Origin of the sequence: Thalassospira lucentensis, from assembly GCF_011806425.1 — a bacterium.
GTDB classification, from domain to species: domain Bacteria; phylum Pseudomonadota; class Alphaproteobacteria; order Rhodospirillales; family Thalassospiraceae; genus Thalassospira; species Thalassospira lucentensis_B.
Genome location: NZ_JAATOV010000001.1, coordinates 282,395 through 301,543, shown reverse-complemented (window position 1 = coordinate 301,543; position 19,149 = coordinate 282,395). Strand labels below are relative to the sequence as shown.

The 19,149-nt window shown below is 54.3% G+C and carries 19 protein-coding genes and 1 tRNA gene; 14 read left to right on the top strand and 6 right to left on the bottom strand.

The features are described 5' to 3' along the window. The first annotated feature begins 9 nt into the window (after positions 1 to 9). The 14 genes from ctaD to HCZ99_RS01335 all read left to right on the top strand — a co-directional run bounded on the left by ctaD (position 10) and on the right by HCZ99_RS01335 (position 13,521). Positions 10 to 1,593 (top strand): cytochrome c oxidase subunit I, encoded by a 1,584-nt coding sequence (gene ctaD / locus HCZ99_RS01400; protein WP_167445118.1) that lies wholly within the window; start codon positions 10 to 12, stop codon positions 1,591 to 1,593. 79 nt (positions 1,594 to 1,672) lie between these two features. Then, entirely contained in the window at positions 1,673 to 2,599 is a 927-nt protein-coding gene (gene cyoE, locus HCZ99_RS01395) for a heme o synthase (protein WP_175581363.1), read from the top strand. Then, the gene (locus tag HCZ99_RS01390) at positions 2,596 to 2,736 is read left to right on the top strand and encodes a hypothetical protein (protein ID WP_167445117.1); all 141 of its coding nucleotides are present in this window, start codon (positions 2,596 to 2,598) and stop codon (positions 2,734 to 2,736) included. Before cyoE ends, HCZ99_RS01390 begins: the two co-directional genes overlap by 4 nt. Positions 2,737 to 2,742: 6 nt before the next feature. Beyond that, the gene (locus HCZ99_RS01385) at positions 2,743 to 3,333 is read left to right on the top strand and encodes a cytochrome c oxidase assembly protein (protein ID WP_167445116.1); all 591 of its coding nucleotides are present in this window, start codon (positions 2,743 to 2,745) and stop codon (positions 3,331 to 3,333) included. 80 nt (positions 3,334 to 3,413) lie between these two features. Further along, positions 3,414 to 4,214, top strand: a complete 801-nt coding sequence (locus HCZ99_RS01380; protein ID WP_167445115.1) for a cytochrome c oxidase subunit 3 — start codon at positions 3,414 to 3,416, stop codon at positions 4,212 to 4,214. 36 nt (positions 4,215 to 4,250) lie between these two features. After that, positions 4,251 to 4,616: a DUF983 domain-containing protein gene (locus HCZ99_RS01375; protein ID WP_167445114.1), complete on the top strand. Its 366-nt coding sequence runs from the start codon at positions 4,251 to 4,253 to the stop codon at positions 4,614 to 4,616. 36 nt (positions 4,617 to 4,652) lie between these two features. After that, on the top strand, positions 4,653 to 5,363 hold the full coding sequence (locus HCZ99_RS01370; protein WP_254869386.1) for an SURF1 family protein: 711 nt from the start codon (positions 4,653 to 4,655) through the stop codon (positions 5,361 to 5,363). Between the two features lie 201 nt (positions 5,364 to 5,564). Next, entirely contained in the window at positions 5,565 to 7,055 is a 1,491-nt protein-coding gene (locus HCZ99_RS01365; protein WP_167445112.1) for a carboxypeptidase M32, read from the top strand. Positions 7,056 to 7,186: 131 nt separating this feature from the next. Continuing rightward, complete coding sequence (locus tag HCZ99_RS01360) at positions 7,187 to 7,603, top strand: cyclic nucleotide-binding domain-containing protein (protein ID WP_167445111.1); 417 nt, start codon at positions 7,187 to 7,189, stop codon at positions 7,601 to 7,603. A gap of 175 nt (positions 7,604 to 7,778) precedes the next feature. Further along, positions 7,779 to 9,176: a threonine synthase gene (thrC, locus tag HCZ99_RS01355; RefSeq protein WP_167445110.1), complete on the top strand. Its 1,398-nt coding sequence runs from the start codon at positions 7,779 to 7,781 to the stop codon at positions 9,174 to 9,176. A gap of 47 nt (positions 9,177 to 9,223) precedes the next feature. Further along, positions 9,224 to 10,483, top strand: a complete 1,260-nt coding sequence (locus tag HCZ99_RS01350; RefSeq protein ID WP_167445109.1) for a M16 family metallopeptidase — start codon at positions 9,224 to 9,226, stop codon at positions 10,481 to 10,483. A 131-nt stretch (positions 10,484 to 10,614) separates the two neighbouring features. Then, a complete protein-coding gene (locus HCZ99_RS01345) occupies positions 10,615 to 11,556 on the top strand; it encodes an ROK family protein (RefSeq protein ID WP_167445108.1) in 942 nt (313 codons plus the stop codon). After that, entirely contained in the window at positions 11,549 to 12,298 is a 750-nt protein-coding gene (locus HCZ99_RS01340) for a copper homeostasis protein CutC (protein ID WP_167445107.1), read from the top strand. Before HCZ99_RS01345 ends, HCZ99_RS01340 begins: the two co-directional genes overlap by 8 nt. Positions 12,299 to 12,471: 173 nt before the next feature. Then, complete coding sequence (locus HCZ99_RS01335; protein ID WP_167445106.1) at positions 12,472 to 13,521, top strand: sensor domain-containing diguanylate cyclase; 1,050 nt, start codon at positions 12,472 to 12,474, stop codon at positions 13,519 to 13,521. A 143-nt stretch (positions 13,522 to 13,664) separates the two neighbouring features. Here HCZ99_RS01335 and HCZ99_RS01330 read toward each other — a convergent pair. The 6 genes from HCZ99_RS01330 to HCZ99_RS01305 form a co-directional block, all read right to left on the bottom strand. Then, positions 13,665 to 13,739, bottom strand: a tRNA-Gln gene (locus HCZ99_RS01330). A 77-nt stretch (positions 13,740 to 13,816) separates the two neighbouring features. Then, a complete protein-coding gene (locus HCZ99_RS01325; RefSeq protein WP_167445105.1) occupies positions 13,817 to 14,746 on the bottom strand; it encodes a 4-(cytidine 5'-diphospho)-2-C-methyl-D-erythritol kinase in 930 nt (309 codons plus the stop codon). A 21-nt stretch (positions 14,747 to 14,767) separates the two neighbouring features. Then, the gene (locus HCZ99_RS01320; protein WP_167445104.1) at positions 14,768 to 16,483 is read right to left on the bottom strand and encodes a tetratricopeptide repeat protein; all 1,716 of its coding nucleotides are present in this window, start codon (positions 16,481 to 16,483) and stop codon (positions 14,768 to 14,770) included. Between the two features lie 173 nt (positions 16,484 to 16,656). Then, positions 16,657 to 17,280 (bottom strand): DJ-1/PfpI family protein, encoded by a 624-nt coding sequence (locus tag HCZ99_RS01315; RefSeq protein ID WP_167445103.1) that lies wholly within the window; start codon positions 17,278 to 17,280, stop codon positions 16,657 to 16,659. A 78-nt stretch (positions 17,281 to 17,358) separates the two neighbouring features. Next, the gene (locus tag HCZ99_RS01310; RefSeq protein WP_167445927.1) at positions 17,359 to 18,543 is read right to left on the bottom strand and encodes a M20 aminoacylase family protein; all 1,185 of its coding nucleotides are present in this window, start codon (positions 18,541 to 18,543) and stop codon (positions 17,359 to 17,361) included. A 115-nt stretch (positions 18,544 to 18,658) separates the two neighbouring features. Then, positions 18,659 to 19,147 carry a hypothetical protein gene (locus HCZ99_RS01305; RefSeq protein WP_167445102.1) on the bottom strand — a complete coding sequence of 163 codons (489 nt, stop codon included), beginning with the start codon at positions 19,145 to 19,147 and terminating at the stop codon, positions 18,659 to 18,661. Positions 19,148 to 19,149 lie beyond the last annotated feature (2 nt).

Below are 19,149 nucleotides of genomic sequence, written 5' to 3'. Positions count from 1 at the left end.
GAGAGATTGATGGCTCACGCTGACACACATGATCACGATCATACCCCGGGATTCTTTACCCGTTGGTTCCTGTCGACCAACCATAAAGATATCGGGACGCTTTATCTTATATTCTCTGTGCTTGCCGGTTTGGTCGGCGGTGCTTTTTCGGTTTGGTTCCGTATGGAACTGGCCCATCCGGGCACGCAGATCATTGAAGATCACCATTTCTTCAACGTGCTGATCACCGCACACGGCATGATCATGGTCTTCTTTGTTGTGATGCCGGCCATGATTGGCGGGTTTGGCAACTGGTTCGTACCGATCATGATTGGTGCGCCGGACATGGCGTTCCCGCGGTTGAACAACATTTCGTTCTGGCTGCTTGTACCGGCCTTCCTGATGTTGATGTTGTCTGCTGTTGTTGGCAGTGGGGCCGGAACCGGTTGGACGGTATATCCGCCGCTTTCAAGCACGCTTGGGCATCCGGATGCCTCGGTCGATTTGGCGATCTTTGCCCTTCACTTGGCAGGGGCCAGCTCGATCCTTGGGGCGGTGAACTTTATCACCACCATCTTTAACATGCGCGCGCCGGGCATGACCCTGCATAAGATGCCGCTTTTTGCGTGGTCAATGCTGGTGACGGCATTCCTGCTTTTGCTGGCTGTGCCGGTTCTTGGTGGCGCGATTACGATGCTTCTGACCGACCGCAACTTTGGCACGGACTTCTTTAATCCGGCCGGTGGCGGGGATCCGATCCTGTATCAGCATCTGTTCTGGTTCTTTGGGCATCCAGAAGTTTACATCATGATCCTGCCGGGCTTTGGCATTATCAGTCACATCATCGCGACCTTCTCGCGCAAGCCAGTGTTTGGCTATCTTGGGATGGCCTATGCCATGGTGGCGATTGGTGTTGTCGGTTTTATCGTTTGGGCGCACCACATGTATACGGTGGGCATGGATGTTGACACCCGCGCATACTTCACCGCGGCGACGATGGTGATTGCGGTGCCGACCGGGATTAAAATCTTTTCATGGATTGCGACCATGTGGGGTGGCTCGATCACCTTGCGTGCACCGATGCTTTGGGCCATCGGCTTTATCTTCCTGTTCACTGTGGGCGGTGTGACAGGTGTGATTTTGGCGAACTCGGGCATGGACTTGCCGCTTCATGATACCTATTTCGTGGTAGCTCACTTCCACTATGTGCTGTCACTTGGTGCGTTGTTCTCGATCTTTGCTGGCTTCTATTACTGGTTTGGCAAAATGTCGGGTTACGAGATTTCCGACCTGGGTGCGAAGATCCACTTCTGGCTGTTCTTTGTCGGGGTGAACATGACCTTCTTCCCGCAGCATTTCCTTGGATTGGCTGGCATGCCGCGTCGTTATGCCGACTATCCGGATGCGTTTGCCGGTTGGAACCTTGTGTCATCGTATGGTGCGTATATCTCGTTCGCGGCGACGATCTTCTTCCTGGGGGTGGTGGCGCATGCCTTCATCCGGGGCAAGAAAGCCGAAGCCAATCCGTATGGGGTTGGTGCCGACACATTGGAATGGACCGTCAGCTCGCCGCCGCCGTTCCATACCTTTGACGAATTGCCGCGTATCAAGTAAGTGATCCTGGTTTACGTCCCCCGCAGGTTCGTCTTGCGGGGGGCATTCCACCGCCCCAAGAAGAGAAGACCAGAGTTTCATGACCAAGCAGGTTGCCAATCAGACCCTTGCCCTAGATAACGCAGTTCCGCTGCCGGTTTCGGAGGTGCGCGACTATATTGCGTTACTTAAACCCGGTGTGATGACCCTTGTGGTCTTTACCGGTGCGGTGGGCCTTTTGATTGCGCCTGGATCGATCCATCCGTTCCTTGGACTCGTCGCGATTGCCTGTATCGCGGTGGCCAGTGGTGCGGCGGCATCGATTAACATGTGGTACGATCGCGATATCGATCAGCATATGAAACGCACCCAAAACCGGCCGATCCCGGCGGGGCGTGTTCCGGCTGATGAGGCGTTATCGCTTGGCATTGCCTTGTCGATTGTGTCGGTCACGGTGATGGCGGTTGCGATCAACTTTGCCGCCGCTGCGTTGTTGGCGGTATCGATAGCGTTTTACGTGTTTGTCTACACCATGTGGCTTAAACGCAGCACGCCACAGAATATCGTCATTGGCGGTGCCGCCGGGGCATTTCCCCCGATGATCGGCTGGGCGTCGGTGACCGGCGGGATTGATCTTAATTCAATCGCGCTGTTCTTGATTATCTTTATGTGGACCCCACCTCATTTTTGGGCGCTGGCGCTGTTTCGGTGTGGGGACTATGCCAAGGTTGGCGTGCCGATGATGCCGGTGATTGCCGGTGAAGCGGCCACCAAAAAGCAGATGCTGATTTATACCATCTTGCTTTTGCCGGTGACGTTTATCCCGGTTGCGACCGGATTGTTGGGCGTTCTGTATGCGGTGACAGCAACTGTGACCGGGTTGTGGTTCCTGCGTCATGCGGTACGTGTGTTGCGCAATGCCGAAGAACGCGCACCACATAAAATGTTTGGCTATTCGATTTTGTATTTGTTCGTTCTGTTTGGTTCGATGGTTGCGGATGTGTTGTTGACTGGATTTATCGCATGACCGAGCACCCGAACCCAAACAAGGCCGAACTTGAAGCGTTTCTTGCCAAGCGTAAGAAAAAGAACTGGGCGTTTCTTGTCATTCTTGGTGGCTTGGCCGTTTTGTTCTTTGCGATAACGATTTTAAAGATGAGCTAGGAAGCCATGGCTGATCAGAAGCACGCAGACAACATGAAGGCCCGCAACAAGCGATTTTTGCTTGGGTGCGTTGTCGTTGTCGCGGGCATGGTCGGCCTGACATATGCTTCTGTTCCGCTTTATGCGCTGTTTTGCCGGGTGACCGGTTTTGGTGGTACAACCCAAGTCGCCCATGACGCGCCAGAAGCCGCATCGGAAAAAACCATCAAGGTGCGGTTTAACGCGGATGTGAATTCCGAACTGCCGTGGCAGTTCAAGCCCGAGCAACGCGAAATTACTGTGCAGCTTGGTCAGGATAATTTGGCCCATTACATGGCCGAGAACCTGTCGAACCACCCGATTACCGGGCAAGCTGTTTACAACGTAACACCGCTTAAAGCGGGACAATATTTTAGCAAGATCGCCTGTTTCTGCTTTGACGAGCAGACCCTGGACGCCGGAGAGCGCGTCGACATGCCGGTCAGCTTTTATGTCGATCCCGAAATTGCCGAAGACATCAATACCCAAGACGTAAAGACAATAACCCTGTCCTATACCTTCTATAAGGCCGAAACATCGGTTGAAGCACCGGACAGTAAGGACGATCAGGGGGGCTAACAGAACGCCGTAAAGCGGTCTGTTGTCTCTGTAACAAAGTAAACTTGAGTTTCTTTTGTAAGGATTGAGGGGGGCAAGGAATGAGTGATCATGCTCAGAAACATCCGTTCCACCTGGTAGACCCAAGCCCGTGGCCGCTGGTGGCGGCAACTGCGGCGGGTATGTTTACCGGCGGTATGGTCATGTTCATGCATTCGGATCGGACACCTGCTGATTTTTGGCTGGCCGCGCTTGGAATTGCAGGCATCCTGTTTGTGATGTTCCGCTGGTGGAGCAACGTGATCAGCGAGTCAAAGATTTACCATAACAAGGTCGTTCAGATCGGCCTGCGCTATGGCATGTCGCTGTTCATCGCATCCGAGGTGATGTTCTTTGTCGCCTTCTTCTGGGCGTTCTTCCACAGTGCTTTTGTGATCTTTAGCCCCGGTGTGACCGAATGGCCGCCAGCAGGTGTTGAGGTCCTTGATCCGTGGGATTTGCCGTTCCTCAATACCCTGATTTTGCTGTTGTCTGGCTGTACCCTGACATGGGCGCATCACGGCTGCATCGAGGGTCGAAAGAAAGACATGGTCCAAGGCCTGGCATTGACCGTGGCCCTTGGTGCGATCTTCTTGTGCTTGCAAGCCTATGAATATAGCCACGCAGCATTTGGTTTTTCTGACAACATCTATTCATCGACCTTCTATATGGCGACCGGTTTCCATGGGTTCCATGTGTTTGTCGGGACGGTGTTCCTTGCGGTCTGTCTTGGCCGGGCGATCAAGGGTGGCTTTAAACCAGACCACCATTTCGGCCTGGAAGCAGCAGCTTGGTATTGGCACTTCGTTGACGTTGTCTGGCTGTTCCTGTTCTTTGCTGTCTACATCTGGGGCGGCAAATAAGCTGTGCTGACCCGAACATGAAACGGGTCTTTTGATATGGCGGAATATTATCCAAACCTTTCCCCCTTTCGTACCGGGCTGGCATGCAAATGCCCCCGTTGCGGTGGGGGAAAGCTTTTTGATGGTTATTTGACTGTTCGGGAATCGTGTGCCGTCTGTGGGCTTGACCTGCGCGGGCACGATGCCGGTGATGGCCCGGCGATTTTCATCATTTTTATTCTTGGGTTTGTGATCGTCCCTATCGCATTATGGGGCGAAATGACCTATCGACCGCCGCTTTGGCTGCATGCCGTGATTTGGGCCCCCACCATCCTTGGTGTGACACTGGCCTTGCTTCGGCCGCTAAAAGGTCTCATGGTCGCTTTGCAATATCGCCATCGAACGACTTCCGAACAGGACTGATTTCATTTTATGCCTCTATTAACCACGCGCCCGTCTATGGCGATGAAAATTTGTGTCGGATTGTCTCTGATCATTCTTGTCGGTCTTGGCAGTTGGCAGGTTGACCGGTTGTTCTGGAAAGAAAACCTGATTGCGCAGCGCCAAGCACAATCTACCTTGCCGCCGATTGCGGTGCCAACGGACCGGCCACTTGATCCTGCGATGGCGTTTCGGGCGGCCTATGCCGAAGGACGTTTCTTGCACGATCAGGAAAAGTACCTGATGGCGCGCACCCGTCGCGGCAATGTTGGCTTTCAACTGATCACCCCGCTTGAACAAGATGATGGCCGAATTATTCTGGTGAACCGTGGTTGGGTCCCGTCCGACAACCGCGATCCGGCAACCCGCCCGGAAACCCTGATTGAAGAACCGGTACGTGTTACCGGCGTCTTGCGCTTGCCCAAAGAAAAACATTGGGCACAGCCGGAAAATGATGCGCTGAATAATCAGTGGTTCTATGTCGATGTGCGCCACATGGCCGAAGACAGCGGAGCAGACCTTGCCAGCGAATATTATCTGGAAGTCGACGAAGACGAGGTTTCCGGTGGCCTTCCGATTGGCGGACAGGCAAAGGTCGAATTGCCCAATAACCACCTGCAATATGCCATCACATGGTACAGCCTTGCACTGTCACTGGTTGTCGTATTCGTCATCTATCATCGTCGCCCACAAGGCGACAAAGATAAGAATGACGCCAAAGATGCCTAAGACGTGATTTGATCGGCGTTTGGGTGCTTGGCGCTGGCGGTTATTCCGCATTTACGGCAAGCCCCAAAGTCCATCAAACAGCACAGCTTAAAAGGCCGGAATGAGGCATTCTCATCCGGCCTTGTTCACGCTATCGTTCGCGATAATTTACCGTTTAGCCTTCCAACGCCCCGTCGCCCACAAGTTGCCCAGGAGTCCGCGATGACCACAGCCTATAAAACCCTCGAAGCCCGTTTTCGCCGGATGAATATTCTGTCTGATATTGGCGGGATGTTGCATTGGGATATGGCCGCAATCATGCCAGCAGGCGGGGCCAATGCCCGGTCGGATCAGCTTGCGACCCTTGATGTGATGGGCAACGAGTTGATCAACGCACCTGATATGGGCGATTTGATCGCGGCCGCGGGCGATGAAGAACTTGATGCGTGGCAACAAGCAAACCTTGGCGAAATGAAACGTGCCTGGGTACATGGCACAGCCGTTCCGGTCGAACTGGTCGAAAAAATGTCGTTGGCCGCGACGCGATGTGAAGTCGCATGGCGCGATGCACGGGCGCAAAATGACTTTAAGGGGCTGTTGCCAAAGTTGCAGGAAGTGCTGGATCTGTCGATTGAGGCGGGCAATGCCAAGGCCGCGGCACTGGGCACATCGGTCTATGACGCGTTGCTGGATCAATATGATCCGATGATGCGGTCTGATCGGATCGATAGCCTGTTTGCCGAACTTGAAGATTTCCTGCCAAGCTTTACCGCCGAGGTGATTGAACGCCAGAAATCCGAAGATGCGCCAATTGCACCAACCGGGCCGTTCCCGATTGAAACGCAAAACCGGGTCGGGTTGGATTTGATGAGGGCGGTTGGGTTTGATTTTGACCACGGGCGTCTTGATATTTCGCATCATCCGTTCTGTGGCGGCATCCCAGATGATGTGCGCATTACCACCCGATATGACGAAAGCGACTTTACGTCCGCGATCATGGGTGTTTTGCACGAAACCGGCCATGCGATGTATGAACGCGGCCTGCCGTCAGATTGGCGCGATCAGCCGGTTGGCAAGGCACGCGGCATGACCATGCATGAAAGCCAGTCTCTGTTGGTGGAAATGCAGGCCTGCCGGTCTGAGGATTTCCTGACATACGCAGCACCGGTGTTTAAAAAGGCCTTTGGCGGCGATGGTGGGGCGTGGGATGCATCGAACCTGCATCGCCTTTATACCCGGGTTGAGCCGGGCCTGATCCGTGTTGACGCGGACGAGGTGACCTATCCGGCGCATGTGATCCTGCGCTATCGACTTGAGCGCGCCTTGATCGAAGGGGACATGAAACTTTCCGATCTGCCAGCGGCCTGGAACGAGATGATGCAAAAGCTTTTGGGGATTACCCCGCCCAATGACCGGGATGGCTGTATGCAAGATATCCATTGGCCATCCGGGGCGTGGGGATATTTCCCAACTTATACCCTGGGCGCGATGGCCGCCGCGCAAATTTACGCCGCAGCCAAAGAAGCCAACCCGGATATTCCCGGTGCCCTTGGCGAAGGCAACTTTGCACCCTTGATGACGTGGCTTGGCAAGAACATCCATAGTCAGGCATCAAGCCGTTCGACGGATGATATTTTGCAATCGGCGACCGGCAAGGTTCTTGGTATTGATGCGTTCAAGGCACATATGATCAATCGCTACGGTCCGAAATAAGACGTTCCGAAAAACGCAGGCCGCCGATGGATGATTGGCGGCCTGGCGCATCTGACCTGTGATCCGTGGCGCGAAGGGTGTGCGGCCCCATTATGTGTTGGGCCCCACGCCATCATGGATGAGGGTGCAAGATGGGAATAACCGACGGCAACAAGAATGTGATGGACCGGCAGGTCTTTGCCATCGACCAAGTGATCTTTCGCGAAGGCAAGTACGGCAACAGCGCCTATGTCGTGCAGGAAGGCAAAGTCGAAATTTTCAAAACCCTTGGCAATGACGAAGAAGTCATTCTGGGTACGGTCGAGGCGGGTGGATTGTTGGGCGAATTGGCCCTTGTTGATCGACAACCGCGCATGGCATCGGCGCGTGCGGTTGAACGTACGGTCTTGGTTGCGATCACGCGCAAAACCTTTGAAGCAAAAATGTCTGGATCGGATCGCTTCGTCAAAGCGGTTTTGCGAATCCTGCTTGGCAATTACCGTACCGTGGTCCGCCGGGCCGCAATTGCCGAGGCGAAACTTAAGGAACACGGCATCTCAGTCGACTAAGCGCCCATGATTTGAAGGGCTTTGCGCATTTACACGCATGGGGCGGCTGATCTGTTTGATTGTCCCTTGACTATAACACCACTTCCCATCACTAACTCAGGCGTTGGAGTGTGTTTTTGCGTCTTGCGCGCAAAGATATGCAGAGCCGTTATTGCCTAACTCAGGAGCAGGTATAGTGCGCTATGTCAGTACGCGGGGAAGCGCCCCCGTTTTGCAGTTTGATGATGTTCTTCTTGCCGGTCTGGCCCGTGATGGTGGGCTTTATGTCCCCGAAACCTGGCCGACCTTTTCCAAGGATGATATTCGTGCGCTGCGAACTCTGACATATGCCCAGGTTGCTTTTAAGGTCATTCAGCCGTTTGTTGCCGGGGCTGTTGATGACGACGCGCTGATGGCGATCCTTGAAGATACTTATAACGGTTTTGATCACGCGGCGGTCGCACCGCTTAAGCAGCTTGGTGCGAATGACTGGGTGATGGAGCTTTTCCACGGTCCGACATTGGCGTTTAAGGATTATGCGCTTCAGGTTGTTGGACGTTTGTTTGACCATGTATTGGCCAAGCGCGGCGAACGCATCACCATTGTTGGCGCGACGTCCGGGGATACCGGATCAGCCGCGATTGAAGCATGCCGTGACCGTGAAAACATCGATATCTTTATCCTGCATCCCAAAGGCCGCGTTTCCGAAGTTCAGCGTCGCCAGATGACCACCATCCTGTCTGACAATGTGCATAACCTTGCCGTTGAAGGATCATTTGATGATTGTCAGGATCTGGTCAAAGCATTGTTCAACGATCACGGTTTCCGCGATGAAGTTGGGCTTTCGGCGGTGAATTCGATCAACTGGGCGCGCATCATGTGCCAGATCGCCTATTACTTCTGGGCGGGTGTGCAGCTTGGATCGCCGGAACGTGAAATTTCCTTCTCTGTGCCGTCGGGTAACTTTGGCAATGTGTATGCTGGTTATGCGGCGATGCAGATGGGGCTTCCGATCAAACAATTTGTTGTCGGTGCAAACCGCAATGACATTCTTGCGCGCTTCTTTGAAAGTGGCGTGATGAAGATGGAAGGTGTGGAACCGTCGCTTAGCCCGTCGATGGATATTCAGGTCAGTTCAAACTTTGAACGTTTGATGTTTGATCTTTATGACCGGGATGGTTTGGCGATTGCGGAAATGATGACCAAATTCCGTGAAACCGGGGTGATGGAAATGTCGCAGGGCCAGCATGGCCGCGCACGCGAACATTTTGATGGTTATCGCGTTGATGATGAACAAACCCGTGCGGCGATTAAGGACGTTTTGGAAACCACTGGCGAACTGGTGGACCCCCATTCCGTGATCGGGATCGTGTCGGGACGTGAATGCAATCGCGATACGTCGGTGCCGATGGTGGCACTGGCAACGGCGCATCCGGCGAAATTCCCCGACGCGGTTAAACAGGCGTCTGGCATCTATCCAGACTTGCCGCCGCGTCTTTCTGATCTATATGACCGACCAGAAAAGGTCGAACCCATTTCCAACGATGTCGCAGAATTGATGGCGCATGTCCGTAAACACCGGCGTGCGGCCTGACGATTTGGCGTTGTGGGATATGAAATGAAACACAGGAGTACTGCTATATGACAGTCGAGCTTACCAAGCTTGACAATGGGATGATTGTCGCAACGGACCGCCTTGACCATGTTGAGTCAGTGGCCTTGGGAAGTTGGGTTGATGTTGGCGCGCGTCACGAGACGCCCGACATTAACGGCATCTCTCATATGCTTGAACATATGGCCTTTAAAGGCACGCGTCGTCGTTCTGCATTGCAGATTTCCGAGGAAATCGAATCTGTCGGTGGGCAGATGAATGCGTATACCTCGCGCGAGAATACGGCCTATTACTGCAAGGTTCTGCACGAAGATCAGGAACTGGCTATCGATGTGATTGCCGATATCCTTCAGCATTCGACATTGGATGAGAAGGAACTTGAACGCGAACGTCAGGTGATCTTGCAGGAAATCGGTCAGGCAAACGATACGCCCGACGATATCATTTTCGATCATTTCCAGGAAACCGCCCTGCCAAATCAGGCGCTCGGTCGGTCGATCCTTGGAAGTCCGGAAAATGTATCGTCGCTGTCGCGGGATCACTTGTTCGATTTCATGTCGCGGCGCTATAGCCCGAAAAACATGGTTTTCTCAGCCTCGGGCAAGGTAGAGCATCAGCGCATTGTTGATATGGTTGCCGAAAAATTCGACAGCCTGCCAGCCCATGAAGAGCACGAGATCGAGGCGCTTAAATACCAAGGTGGCAGCCGGATCGAGAACCGGAAGCTTGAACAGGTGCATGTCATCTTTGGCCTGCCGACGGTGTCATATACCCATGACAGCTTCTTTGATCTGCAGGTGTTTAACACGCTTTTGGGCGGGGGCATGTCATCGCGCCTGTTCCAGGCAATCCGTGAAAAGCGCGGCTTGGTGTATTCGGTTTACAGTTTCTCGTCGCATTATGTCGATGGCGGCCTGTTTTCGATTTATGCCGGGACCGGGGCCAATGACATTGGCGAATTGATGCCGGTGATGTGTGACGAACTGGTGCGCGCGACCGAGGATCTGAGCGAAGTCGAAGTTACCCGTGCACGGGCGCAGCTTAAGGCGTCTGTGGTGATGGCGATGGAAAGCAATTCCGGTCGTTGTGAAACCTTGGCCCGTCAAATCCAGATTTTCGGTCGTCCGCAAAGCATGGAAGAAATCGTTGCCAAGGTCGACGCGGTTGACCTTGAAAGTGTCCGCCGTGCGGGGAAGGCGTTGCTGGAAGGCAAACCAACCATCACCGCCCTTGGCCCGGTTGATAAGATGCCGGAATATGACACATTGGCTGCGCGTCTGCGCCCTTAAGCGAACGCCGACCAGAACGAACATCATCGTGATGAAAGCGGCACTTGCCATTTGGCAGGTGCCGTTTCTTTTTGCGGCGGTGCTGTGTGTCGTGTATTCCGGTATAATCAGTGCTGACGGGGTGACAGACGATGCAATACGCGTTTGATATTGGTGGATCGAAGATCGAGTTCGGGGTGTTTGATGATGCTGGCGACATTGTGTTGCACAGTAAAACCCCCACACCGTCACTTGACCGCAATGCGTTTGTTGCGGCGGTGTCTAACTTGATTGACGAAGCCGACCTTGAATTTGGCGAACGCCCCAATATCGGGGTCAGTTTCGCCGGGGGGCTTGATCCGCAAACCGGTGCGGTGATTTCGGCCAATGTGCCCGCGATTATGGGCTGGTGTCTGGAAACCGAGTTATCGGCAATTCTGGGCCGCAAGGTTCTGGTGGAAAACGATGCCGATTGTTTTGCCCTGGCCGAAGCGCGAACCGGCGTTGCACGAGATCATCGTACTGTCTTTGGCATCATTCTGGGAACCGGTGTTGGCGGCGGTATTGTTGTCGATGGTCAATTCATCGGCGGGCGCAGTGGCATTCGTGGTGAATGGGGGCATGGCAATGACGTGACCGGGGGGCTAATCCGCAATGGATTGGCACCAGTGAAATGCGGATGTGGTCACACCGGATGCCTTGATGCGTGGGGTGGCGCGCGTGGATTGGAGCATATCCATGCGCAGACCAGCGGCAACCGCATCACCAGTTTTGACATCACCGACGCATGGCGTTCGGGCGATGACGTGGCAACGCGGAGCATTGAAATTTATTGCGACCTCGTCTCGCGCGAATTGGCCTTGATGGTCAATGTGCTTGATCCCGATTGCGTGCCAGTCGGTGGTGGACTGGCGTCAGAGCCAAACCTGATCGCAGAGCTTGATAGAATGGTCCGCCAGCGCGTGTTGGGGCGGTATGACGCGCCACTGGTCGTGCCGGGCCAACATAGCAAGGATGGCGGCCTGCGCGGCGCGTCGTTGCTGCATGATGCAGTTGCCGTCTCGGATGCGAAAGATGGGACAGAACATGCGTAGTGTTTGTGATGATACATCCATGCATCGCCCGTTGCTGGAAGTTTGTGTGGAAAGCTTTGCCGATGCCACGCGCGCGGTCGAGGCCGGGGCGGATCGCATTGAATATTGTTCTGCGCTGGCATTGGGCGGCTTAACCCCAACACCGGGTGCGCTTGCCCAGATAAAAGGTATTTCTGCCCCATGCATGGTGATGATTCGACCCCGGCCGGGCGGGTTTGACTATGACGCGGGCGAGCTTGCCATCATGACGCATGAAATCACCCTTGCGCGGGCGGCGGGTGCGGTGGGTGTTGTGTTTGGCGCCTGTGATCCGGATCAGCACCTTAACGTCGCGGCACTTCGTGATTTGATGGGCGCATGTGATGGCCTGCAAACCACATTGCACCGCGTCTTTGACGAGGTCCCGGATCAGTTTGATGCGCTTGAACAGGCCATCGAGATCGGCTTTGACCGTATTCTGACAAGTGGCGGGCAGGCCGATGCCAAATCGGGTGCCGATCAGATTGCCGCACTGATCAAGCAGGCGGCTGGCCGGATTGGCATTTTGCCCGGTGCCGGGGTGACGGCATTCAATGCCGTGGAAATTTTGGCCACCACGGGGGCGGCGGAACTGCATGCGTCCTGTAAGCTGACGGATGCCGGCGGCACCCGCGTTGCGGACGGCCGAACGCGGGTTGATGTGTCACGCGTTGCGGACCTTGTTGCCGTAATGAACCGTACCGCGAATCAACGCCTTAGATAGGCCTGCTATTCGTCATGGCAGGTAAGACTATTCTAATTGTAAGTTGTGCGCTTATGTGTGCTATAGGCAGGTGGAAATTTTTACATAAAATGCCGCGCTTTTGACGCCGGGCCCGTAACGTGGTTCCGACCCATTGCGGATAACAGATATCTCGTTTGGAGTGGAAAGAAGTCATGTCAACCGACACACCTGCCGCAGGCCAAAAAGCTGCTGAACACGTGCTTCATCGGTTGCAGCGTATCACGTCATCTCAGGAACTTGATTTTACGCAACGCGTGGATGCGATCTTGCATCTTGGGGCGGATCATTTCGGACTGCCGATCGGGATTTTCAGCAAGATCGATGGGGAAATCTATGACGTTGTGCAGGCAATCCATCCTGAAAATGAGGTGAAAGCTGGCATGCGCTTTGATCTTGGGGAAACCTATTGCTGTCATGTGGTTGCGGCCGATGACGTGTGTGGTTTTCACCATGTCGCCGAAAGCGAGATCAAAACCCATCCCTGTTATAAAAGCTTCGCGCTTGAGGCCTATCTTGGCGCGCCGATCATGGTTGATGGCGTGCGGTTTGGCACACTTAACTTTTCAAGCCCGTCACCGACACGACCGTTTTCGGGACAAGACATCGAAATCGTGCGTCTGTTTGCCAGCTGGGTTGGCCACGAAATCGCCCGCGGTCGTGACCTGAGCGCGCTTGAAACAAGCCGCCAACAGGTTGAAGACCTTACGACAACCGATCCGCTGACCGGTCTTTATAACCGCCGTTACATGCAAGAGTGCCTGACCAAGGAACTTGAACGTGCCAAGCGCTATGACAATTCGTTTGTGATCGGATTGCTGGATTTCGATAATTTCAAAGACCTGAACGCGAAATACGGCCCCCAGACCGGGGACGCGGCCCTTCGCCTGTTTGGCAAAGTGTCGTCCGAAATGATGCGCGAAACCGACATCATTTCGCGTTGGGGTGCCGAAGAATTCCTGATCCTGATGCCCGAAACCACGGCCGAAGGCGCGCTTCGATACCTGCAGCGTTTGACCGACAAGGTCCGCGACACTGCGTTTCATGCCCAGGAAGATCGTCTTGAACTCACCCTGAGTGTTGGGCTGGGCGTACCCGAAGAAGGCGACACGTCAGACAGCCTTGTGGCACGGGCTAATATCGCGATGTATGAAGCCAAAAACACCGGCCCCAACATGACCAAACCGCAAAGAGATATCTCTTAATCAAGCGCGGAATGCTCGTATCAATTTAGGTCAATGTCGCAGTGTATATCGCGCTGCGGCAGCGACTTGATGTGGGCTGAGATGTTTTGTGGGATCTGGAAAAAAGAAAACCGCTTTGAGGAAAACCTCAAAGCGGTTTGTCTTGGCTGGGGCGGTAGGATTCGAACCTACGGTACACGATACCAAAAACCGATGCCTTACCACTTGGCCACGCCCCATCAGTGTGCGTGGCGCGGAAAATAGCGTCCTCGTCGCAAGAGTGCAACCCTCTATTTCAAGGTTTTTTATCAATATTTCAGTCGGGGAAGGATGCGCCGATATTTGACAGGGTTTTGGCCTGCTCAGACAGGGTGTGTGTCGGCGTAATCCACCAGTCTTCGTGGGCCGATGCAATGGTCTTGGCGGCCTGTTCTGCCTGATCGGGGGTGTCATAAATTGCAAAGCAGGTCGCACCCGATCCAGACATGCGCGCCAGCAAGCAGCCTTCTTCGCGGGCCAGGGCATTTAAGATGTCGCAAATTTCGGGCAAGATCGACGTTGCCGCAAGCGTCAGGTCGTTCCCACAGTCCTGAAGATCTGCTGCAAGGGCTGCACCACTTTGATAGTGGGTGGTGACGTCCCACAGGTTTTCGTCGCTAAAGGCGTCTTCTTCGCGGGCCTTGAAAATGGCCGGTGTTGAAACCGGCTTGCCCGGATTGATCAACACCATCGGCAAGGACGGAAATTCAGGAAGGTCGGTCAGGGTTTCACCGATTCCCGACATCAAGACCGTTTGACCGCGAAGACAGACCGGCACATCGGCACCAAGTGACAGCGCAATACGCGACAGGGTATCGGCATCCAGATCAAGCTTCCACATATCGACAAGCAGGCGCAAGGTCGCCGCCGCATCAGCCGATCCACCACCGATACCCGATGCAATGGGCAAGCGTTTATCAAGGACCAAATCCGCACCAAGCGGTGTTTGGGTTTCTTGTTGCAGCAAGCGGGCCGCGCGGATGACAAGGTTGTCTTCTGACGGGGCGTCTGAGAGGTCGCCAGCCATCTGACCGGTTATGGCAAGGGTGATCTTGCCATCGTCGCGAAGTTCGCCACTTAGGGCATCCCCCGCCGCGGTAAAGCAGACGAGGCTTTCAAGAAGGTGATAGCCATCATCGCGTTTCCCGGTGACGTGCAGGAAAAGGTTTATCTTGGCCGGGGCGGGCTGGCTGTAGGTTGCGGACATGAATTATGCCTTCCCAACGCGTCAATTTTCGACAAGCGGGTCGGTGCTGGGCACCTGTCCATTCAGTTTGGCTTCGACGGTGGCGCGCAGTTCATCTGTCGGATCGAATGACAGCGCACGGTTCCACTGGAAACGGGCTTCGTGATAGCGGCCAGCCTGCCAATAGGCATCGCCAAGATGATCGTTAAGCGTGGGATCATCGGGTTTGAGTTCGACCGCCTTTTCAAGTTGGGTAACCGCATCTTCAAAGCGACCAAGTTTGTAGTAAACCCAGCCCAGACTATCGACGATATAGCCATCTTCGGGTTGCAGGGCGACAGCACGTTTGAGCATTTCTTCGGCTTTGTCGAAGTTCTTGCCCATTTCAACCCAGCTATAGCCAAGATAGTTCAGCACATAAGGCTGTTCGGGTTCGAGTTCGAGCGCAAGCAAGAAGTCATATTCGGCTTTTTTCCAATTCCCGGCGCGTTCATGGGCAATCCCGCGACGATACAATAAACGCCAACCAACTTGGGATTCGCCACCCAAACGTTTGATCGCCTGATCATAGGCATTTGCCGCACCGGCAAAGTCCTGTTGGAAGCGCATGATGTCGCCAAGCTGGATGAGGGCATCCGGGCGGCTGTCGCGTTCATTGACCATGTCTTTGAGAAGGGCGATGGCTTCGTCGGCCTTGCCGATCTGCTCAAGGCTTGAGGCAATGCGCAGGCGGGCGTTCCAGCTATGCGGCGATGATTTTGGGATCGCGCTATAGACTGAAATGGCTGCTTCGAAGCGTTTTTGAATTTCCATGACTTCCCCGACCAGAAGGCGGGTAATGTCATCGCCCGGACGCAGCGACAGGGAATAGCGTGCCAGCAAAAGCGACGGATCAACCGCATTTTCCTGACTAAGCAGGGTCGCGATATCAAGATAGGCTTCTGCAAGGCCAGATGCCGGTGTCACAACCGTCGCAAGCGGCGGGTCGCCCCGTTCAAGGCGACGCAGGTGATAGGGCATCGCCAAAGATTGTGGATGGCGGTCCATATAGCTTGAATAAAGAAGGGCCGCTTTTTGTGTCTGGCCTTTGCGCTCATAGACAGCGCCAAGGGCCTCGGCGGCGCGAAGCGGCGCATCAGCCGGGTCGCCATATGCGCTGGCCAAGGCACGTTCGGCGCCGTCAAGATCGTTGAAATACGCCAAGATCAGGCCGCGATGATATTCCGACAACGGGTTCAGGGCCCCGTTGCCTTCCATTTCGTTCAAGCTGGCAAGGGCCTGCTGTTGGTCATTGAGGCCGGCATAAAGCCATGCCTTGGCCAGTGGCGCGATCAGGGCGTTGATGCCCCGCTTGGGCAGGCCGGAAACCACATCAAGTGCCGACTGGTAGTCGTCGTTTTGAATGTCGGCATCCATGACTGCCATGACGGCAAACAGGTCTTCGTGGTTTTCGGCATAAAGCTGACGTGCGATGCCCTCGGCATCGGCGATGCGGCCATCGGAAACCAGAGCCAAGAACGCGCGACGGCGCAGTTCCTTGTTATCGGCATCAAGTTCGTGCGCGCGCAGCAAATAGCGCGCAGCATAATCGGTGCTGTTTTCCATCTGGGCGGCTTTACCCGCCAGGAAATTGCCCGAGAAACCATCGCTTTGCGGATATGTGAATTCGGCCTGCCCCTTGTCGTTGGACATGGTGCCACAGGCTGACAGAGCAAGTGCTGCCACCGGAAGGATGATGTGTAAGAATTGACGTTTCAAAGGCTTATCCTGCATCCGCAAATCGGTTTCGGTAGTGCCGCATTCCATGCAATACCATATTGCAACTCAGCGGTAGCCTACTCAGTAGGCAATTATAAGGCAAAGCATTTGCAACACCATAAGCTGGTCTTTGTCAGCTTTACGTTGGGTGCGGGGGGAACGATCAGTGATTTCTAGCAGTAAAGCGGGCGCTTTGCCGGGACATCTAACTGTTTGCTAATGATGTCGCGGGCCTGTTTGGAAAATTGTGATTTTTGACCAATCGGGGCGACAAATTCCAAAATCGAAAGCGCCTTATCCATTCCAAGATGCTTGGCCAACATCCAGCCCGCCAGATAACCCGATGATAAACAGCCGCCCGCGGTGACGATGTTGCCCTGTGCGACAAGCGGGCGATCTTCGACAATGGTGTCGGCCCGGCCCAAGACGGAACGGGTTTGTGCATCTGTTGTGATGGTGGCCGGTAACAAGCCAAGACGATGCAAGAACAACGCCCCCGAACCTTGCGCCCCGATCCATTGCCGGGACGGATCAAGCGAAAGTTCGGCCATCAGGTCGGGCGTGTTGATATGGTCGCGGGTATGAATGCCGCTGCCAAATATGACGGCATCGGCCTGTGCGGCAAATGAAAGCGGTTTTTGCACCGAAACGGTCACACCATTCAGGGATGTCACCGTGTCACCCATGCCGGTAATTTCGGCGCAAACCCCATCTGACTTGGCGCGGTTTAGAATCGAAAGCGCGACAAAGCTGTCAATCTCGTTAAAGCCATCAAGTGTAACGATTGCAATCTTCATGATGTTCGGCCGCTCCTAAAAAAGGGCGGGTATTGAACGCGCAGATTGCATCATACACAAGGAAAATCTGATGTGACCTTAGGCCGACAGATGTTCGTGCACCAGTGCGACCCAATAGGTGACGCCATATGCAATGGCATCATCATTGAAGTTGTAAGCCGCGTTATGAAGCATGCAGTTGCCATCGGTCGGGCCATTGCCAAGCCAGACATAGCTGCCCGGTTTTTCATTGAGCATAAAGGCGAAATCTTCGCTGGCCATCGAGGATTCTGGGTCGGTGTCGATGTTTTGTGCGCCAACCACCTTGGCTGCGGCGGCCTGTGCGATACCAGTTTCGGCTTCTGTGTTGATCGTGGCGGGATAGCGCCGCTGATAGGATACCTTTGCCTGGCAATCAAATGCGGCAGCGGTTGAATGAACCACTGTTTTAAGGCGTTCTTCGATCATGTCCTGAATGGCGGGATCGAATGTGCGCACGGTGCCACGAATGGTTGCGGTATCGGGGATCACATTCCAGGTGTCGCCGCCAAAAATCTGTGTCGGGGAGATAACCGCACTTTGTTGCGGATTGACGTTGCGTGACACGATGGCCTGCAGGGCCAGCAAAACCTGACCTGCGGTGGTGATCGGGTCGCGTCCCAAATGCGGCATAGCGGCGTGGCTGCCCTTGCCTTCGACGACGATTTCAATCACATCGTAGCTTGCCATCATCGGACCCGGCTTCATCGCCATGGTGCCGACATCGCGTCCCGGCCAGTTATGCATGCCATAGACCGCATCACACGGATATTGATCAAACAGGCCTTCATTGACCATTTCGCGGCCGCCGCCTTCGTTTTCTTCGGCGGGCTGGAAGATGAAATCAACCGTACCGGCAAAATCGGGATTTTCGGCCAGAATTTTTGCCGCGCCTAACAACATGGTCATGTGACCATCATGGCCGCACGCATGCATTTTGCCGGGATATTTCGAGGCATAGGGCAGGTTGGTGGTTTCGTGGATGTCAAGCGCATCCATGTCAGCACGCAGGCCAATCCGTTTGCCATCGCCTTTGTTGCCCTTAAGGGTGGCGATCACACCAGTTTTGGCCATACCGGTTGCGACTTCAAGACCAAAGGATTTCAGTTTTTCAGCGACAAAGGCGCTGGTCAGATTTTCTTCGAATGCCGTTTCAGGATGAGCATGCAGATGATGTCGCCACGCAGTAAACTCATCAACAAGTTCGGTGGCACGAGGATGAAGGGCAGGCGCGTTAACAGTCATCTGCATACTCGATCTTTTGAAACGGAAACGGAAAATCTAGGGCAGTTTTCAGCAGTATATCCCACCGGGGCATCGCAACGTGTGTGATGCCCCGGTGAGAGGTCTTTGGTTTGGTTTAGATGCCTTGCAGGCGCAAGATGCCCTCGGCAACCAGAACCGAACCGGCATAGGTGCCAAAGAAAACAAGGCAAGCAATAACGATCAGTTTCCAACCGGAATGCTTGGCAACTTCGATTTCCTTTTTGGCAATTGCAAAACCGGCATAGGCAAGAGCCGGGGTGGCAAGGGCAAGGAAGTTAACCGATTTTGCCTGTGCGACGATCCATTCAGAACCTGGTGTCCAGGGCAGGGTCGCCACAATCCCGACCAGCGAGATCCAAGCAACACTTGGCATATAAAACGGTGAGAAACGGGTCAGGATCAAGCCAACCATCGAAATCAAATAGATCACGATCATGCCGACAAACCCATCGGCAAGCGGAATGGCCGGGCCAACCGTGTTCATGATCAGGCCGACAAGGCAGACAATGACCAGAGTGACGGCATGATCAACAAGGTTGATTTCCGGGCGGGTGGTTTCTTTTGCAATGGTGCTGTTGGCCATGA

Bases quoted from the DNA above. Each gene is read 5' to 3' on its own strand.
- HCZ99_RS01350 (WP_167445109.1), top strand. From the start codon at position 9,224: ATGACAGTCGAGCTTACCAAGCTTGACAATGGGATGATTGTCGCAACG.
- HCZ99_RS01385 (WP_167445116.1), top strand. From the start codon at position 2,743: ATGGCTGATCAGAAGCACGCAGACAACATGAAGGCCCGCAACAAGCGA.
- HCZ99_RS01380 (WP_167445115.1), top strand. From the start codon at position 3,414: ATGAGTGATCATGCTCAGAAACATCCGTTCCACCTGGTAGACCCAAGC.
- HCZ99_RS01375 (WP_167445114.1), top strand. From the start codon at position 4,251: ATGGCGGAATATTATCCAAACCTTTCCCCCTTTCGTACCGGGCTGGCA.
- HCZ99_RS01315 (WP_167445103.1), bottom strand. From the start codon at position 17,280: ATGAAGATTGCAATCGTTACACTTGATGGCTTTAACGAGATTGACAGC.
- HCZ99_RS01305 (WP_167445102.1), bottom strand. From the start codon at position 19,147: ATGGCCAACAGCACCATTGCAAAAGAAACCACCCGCCCGGAAATCAAC.
- HCZ99_RS01325 (WP_167445105.1), bottom strand. From the start codon at position 14,746: ATGTCCGCAACCTACAGCCAGCCCGCCCCGGCCAAGATAAACCTTTTC.
- HCZ99_RS01340 (WP_167445107.1), top strand. From the start codon at position 11,549: ATGCGTAGTGTTTGTGATGATACATCCATGCATCGCCCGTTGCTGGAA.
- HCZ99_RS01345 (WP_167445108.1), top strand. From the start codon at position 10,615: ATGCAATACGCGTTTGATATTGGTGGATCGAAGATCGAGTTCGGGGTG.
- HCZ99_RS01390 (WP_167445117.1), top strand. From the start codon at position 2,596: ATGACCGAGCACCCGAACCCAAACAAGGCCGAACTTGAAGCGTTTCTT.
- HCZ99_RS01365 (WP_167445112.1), top strand. From the start codon at position 5,565: ATGACCACAGCCTATAAAACCCTCGAAGCCCGTTTTCGCCGGATGAAT.
- cyoE (WP_175581363.1), top strand. From the start codon at position 1,673: ATGACCAAGCAGGTTGCCAATCAGACCCTTGCCCTAGATAACGCAGTT.
- HCZ99_RS01360 (WP_167445111.1), top strand. From the start codon at position 7,187: ATGGGAATAACCGACGGCAACAAGAATGTGATGGACCGGCAGGTCTTT.
- HCZ99_RS01310 (WP_167445927.1), bottom strand. From the start codon at position 18,543: ATGACTGTTAACGCGCCTGCCCTTCATCCTCGTGCCACCGAACTTGTT.
- HCZ99_RS01370 (WP_254869386.1), top strand. From the start codon at position 4,653: ATGGCGATGAAAATTTGTGTCGGATTGTCTCTGATCATTCTTGTCGGT.
- HCZ99_RS01335 (WP_167445106.1), top strand. From the start codon at position 12,472: ATGTCAACCGACACACCTGCCGCAGGCCAAAAAGCTGCTGAACACGTG.
- ctaD (WP_167445118.1), top strand. From the start codon at position 10: ATGGCTCACGCTGACACACATGATCACGATCATACCCCGGGATTCTTT.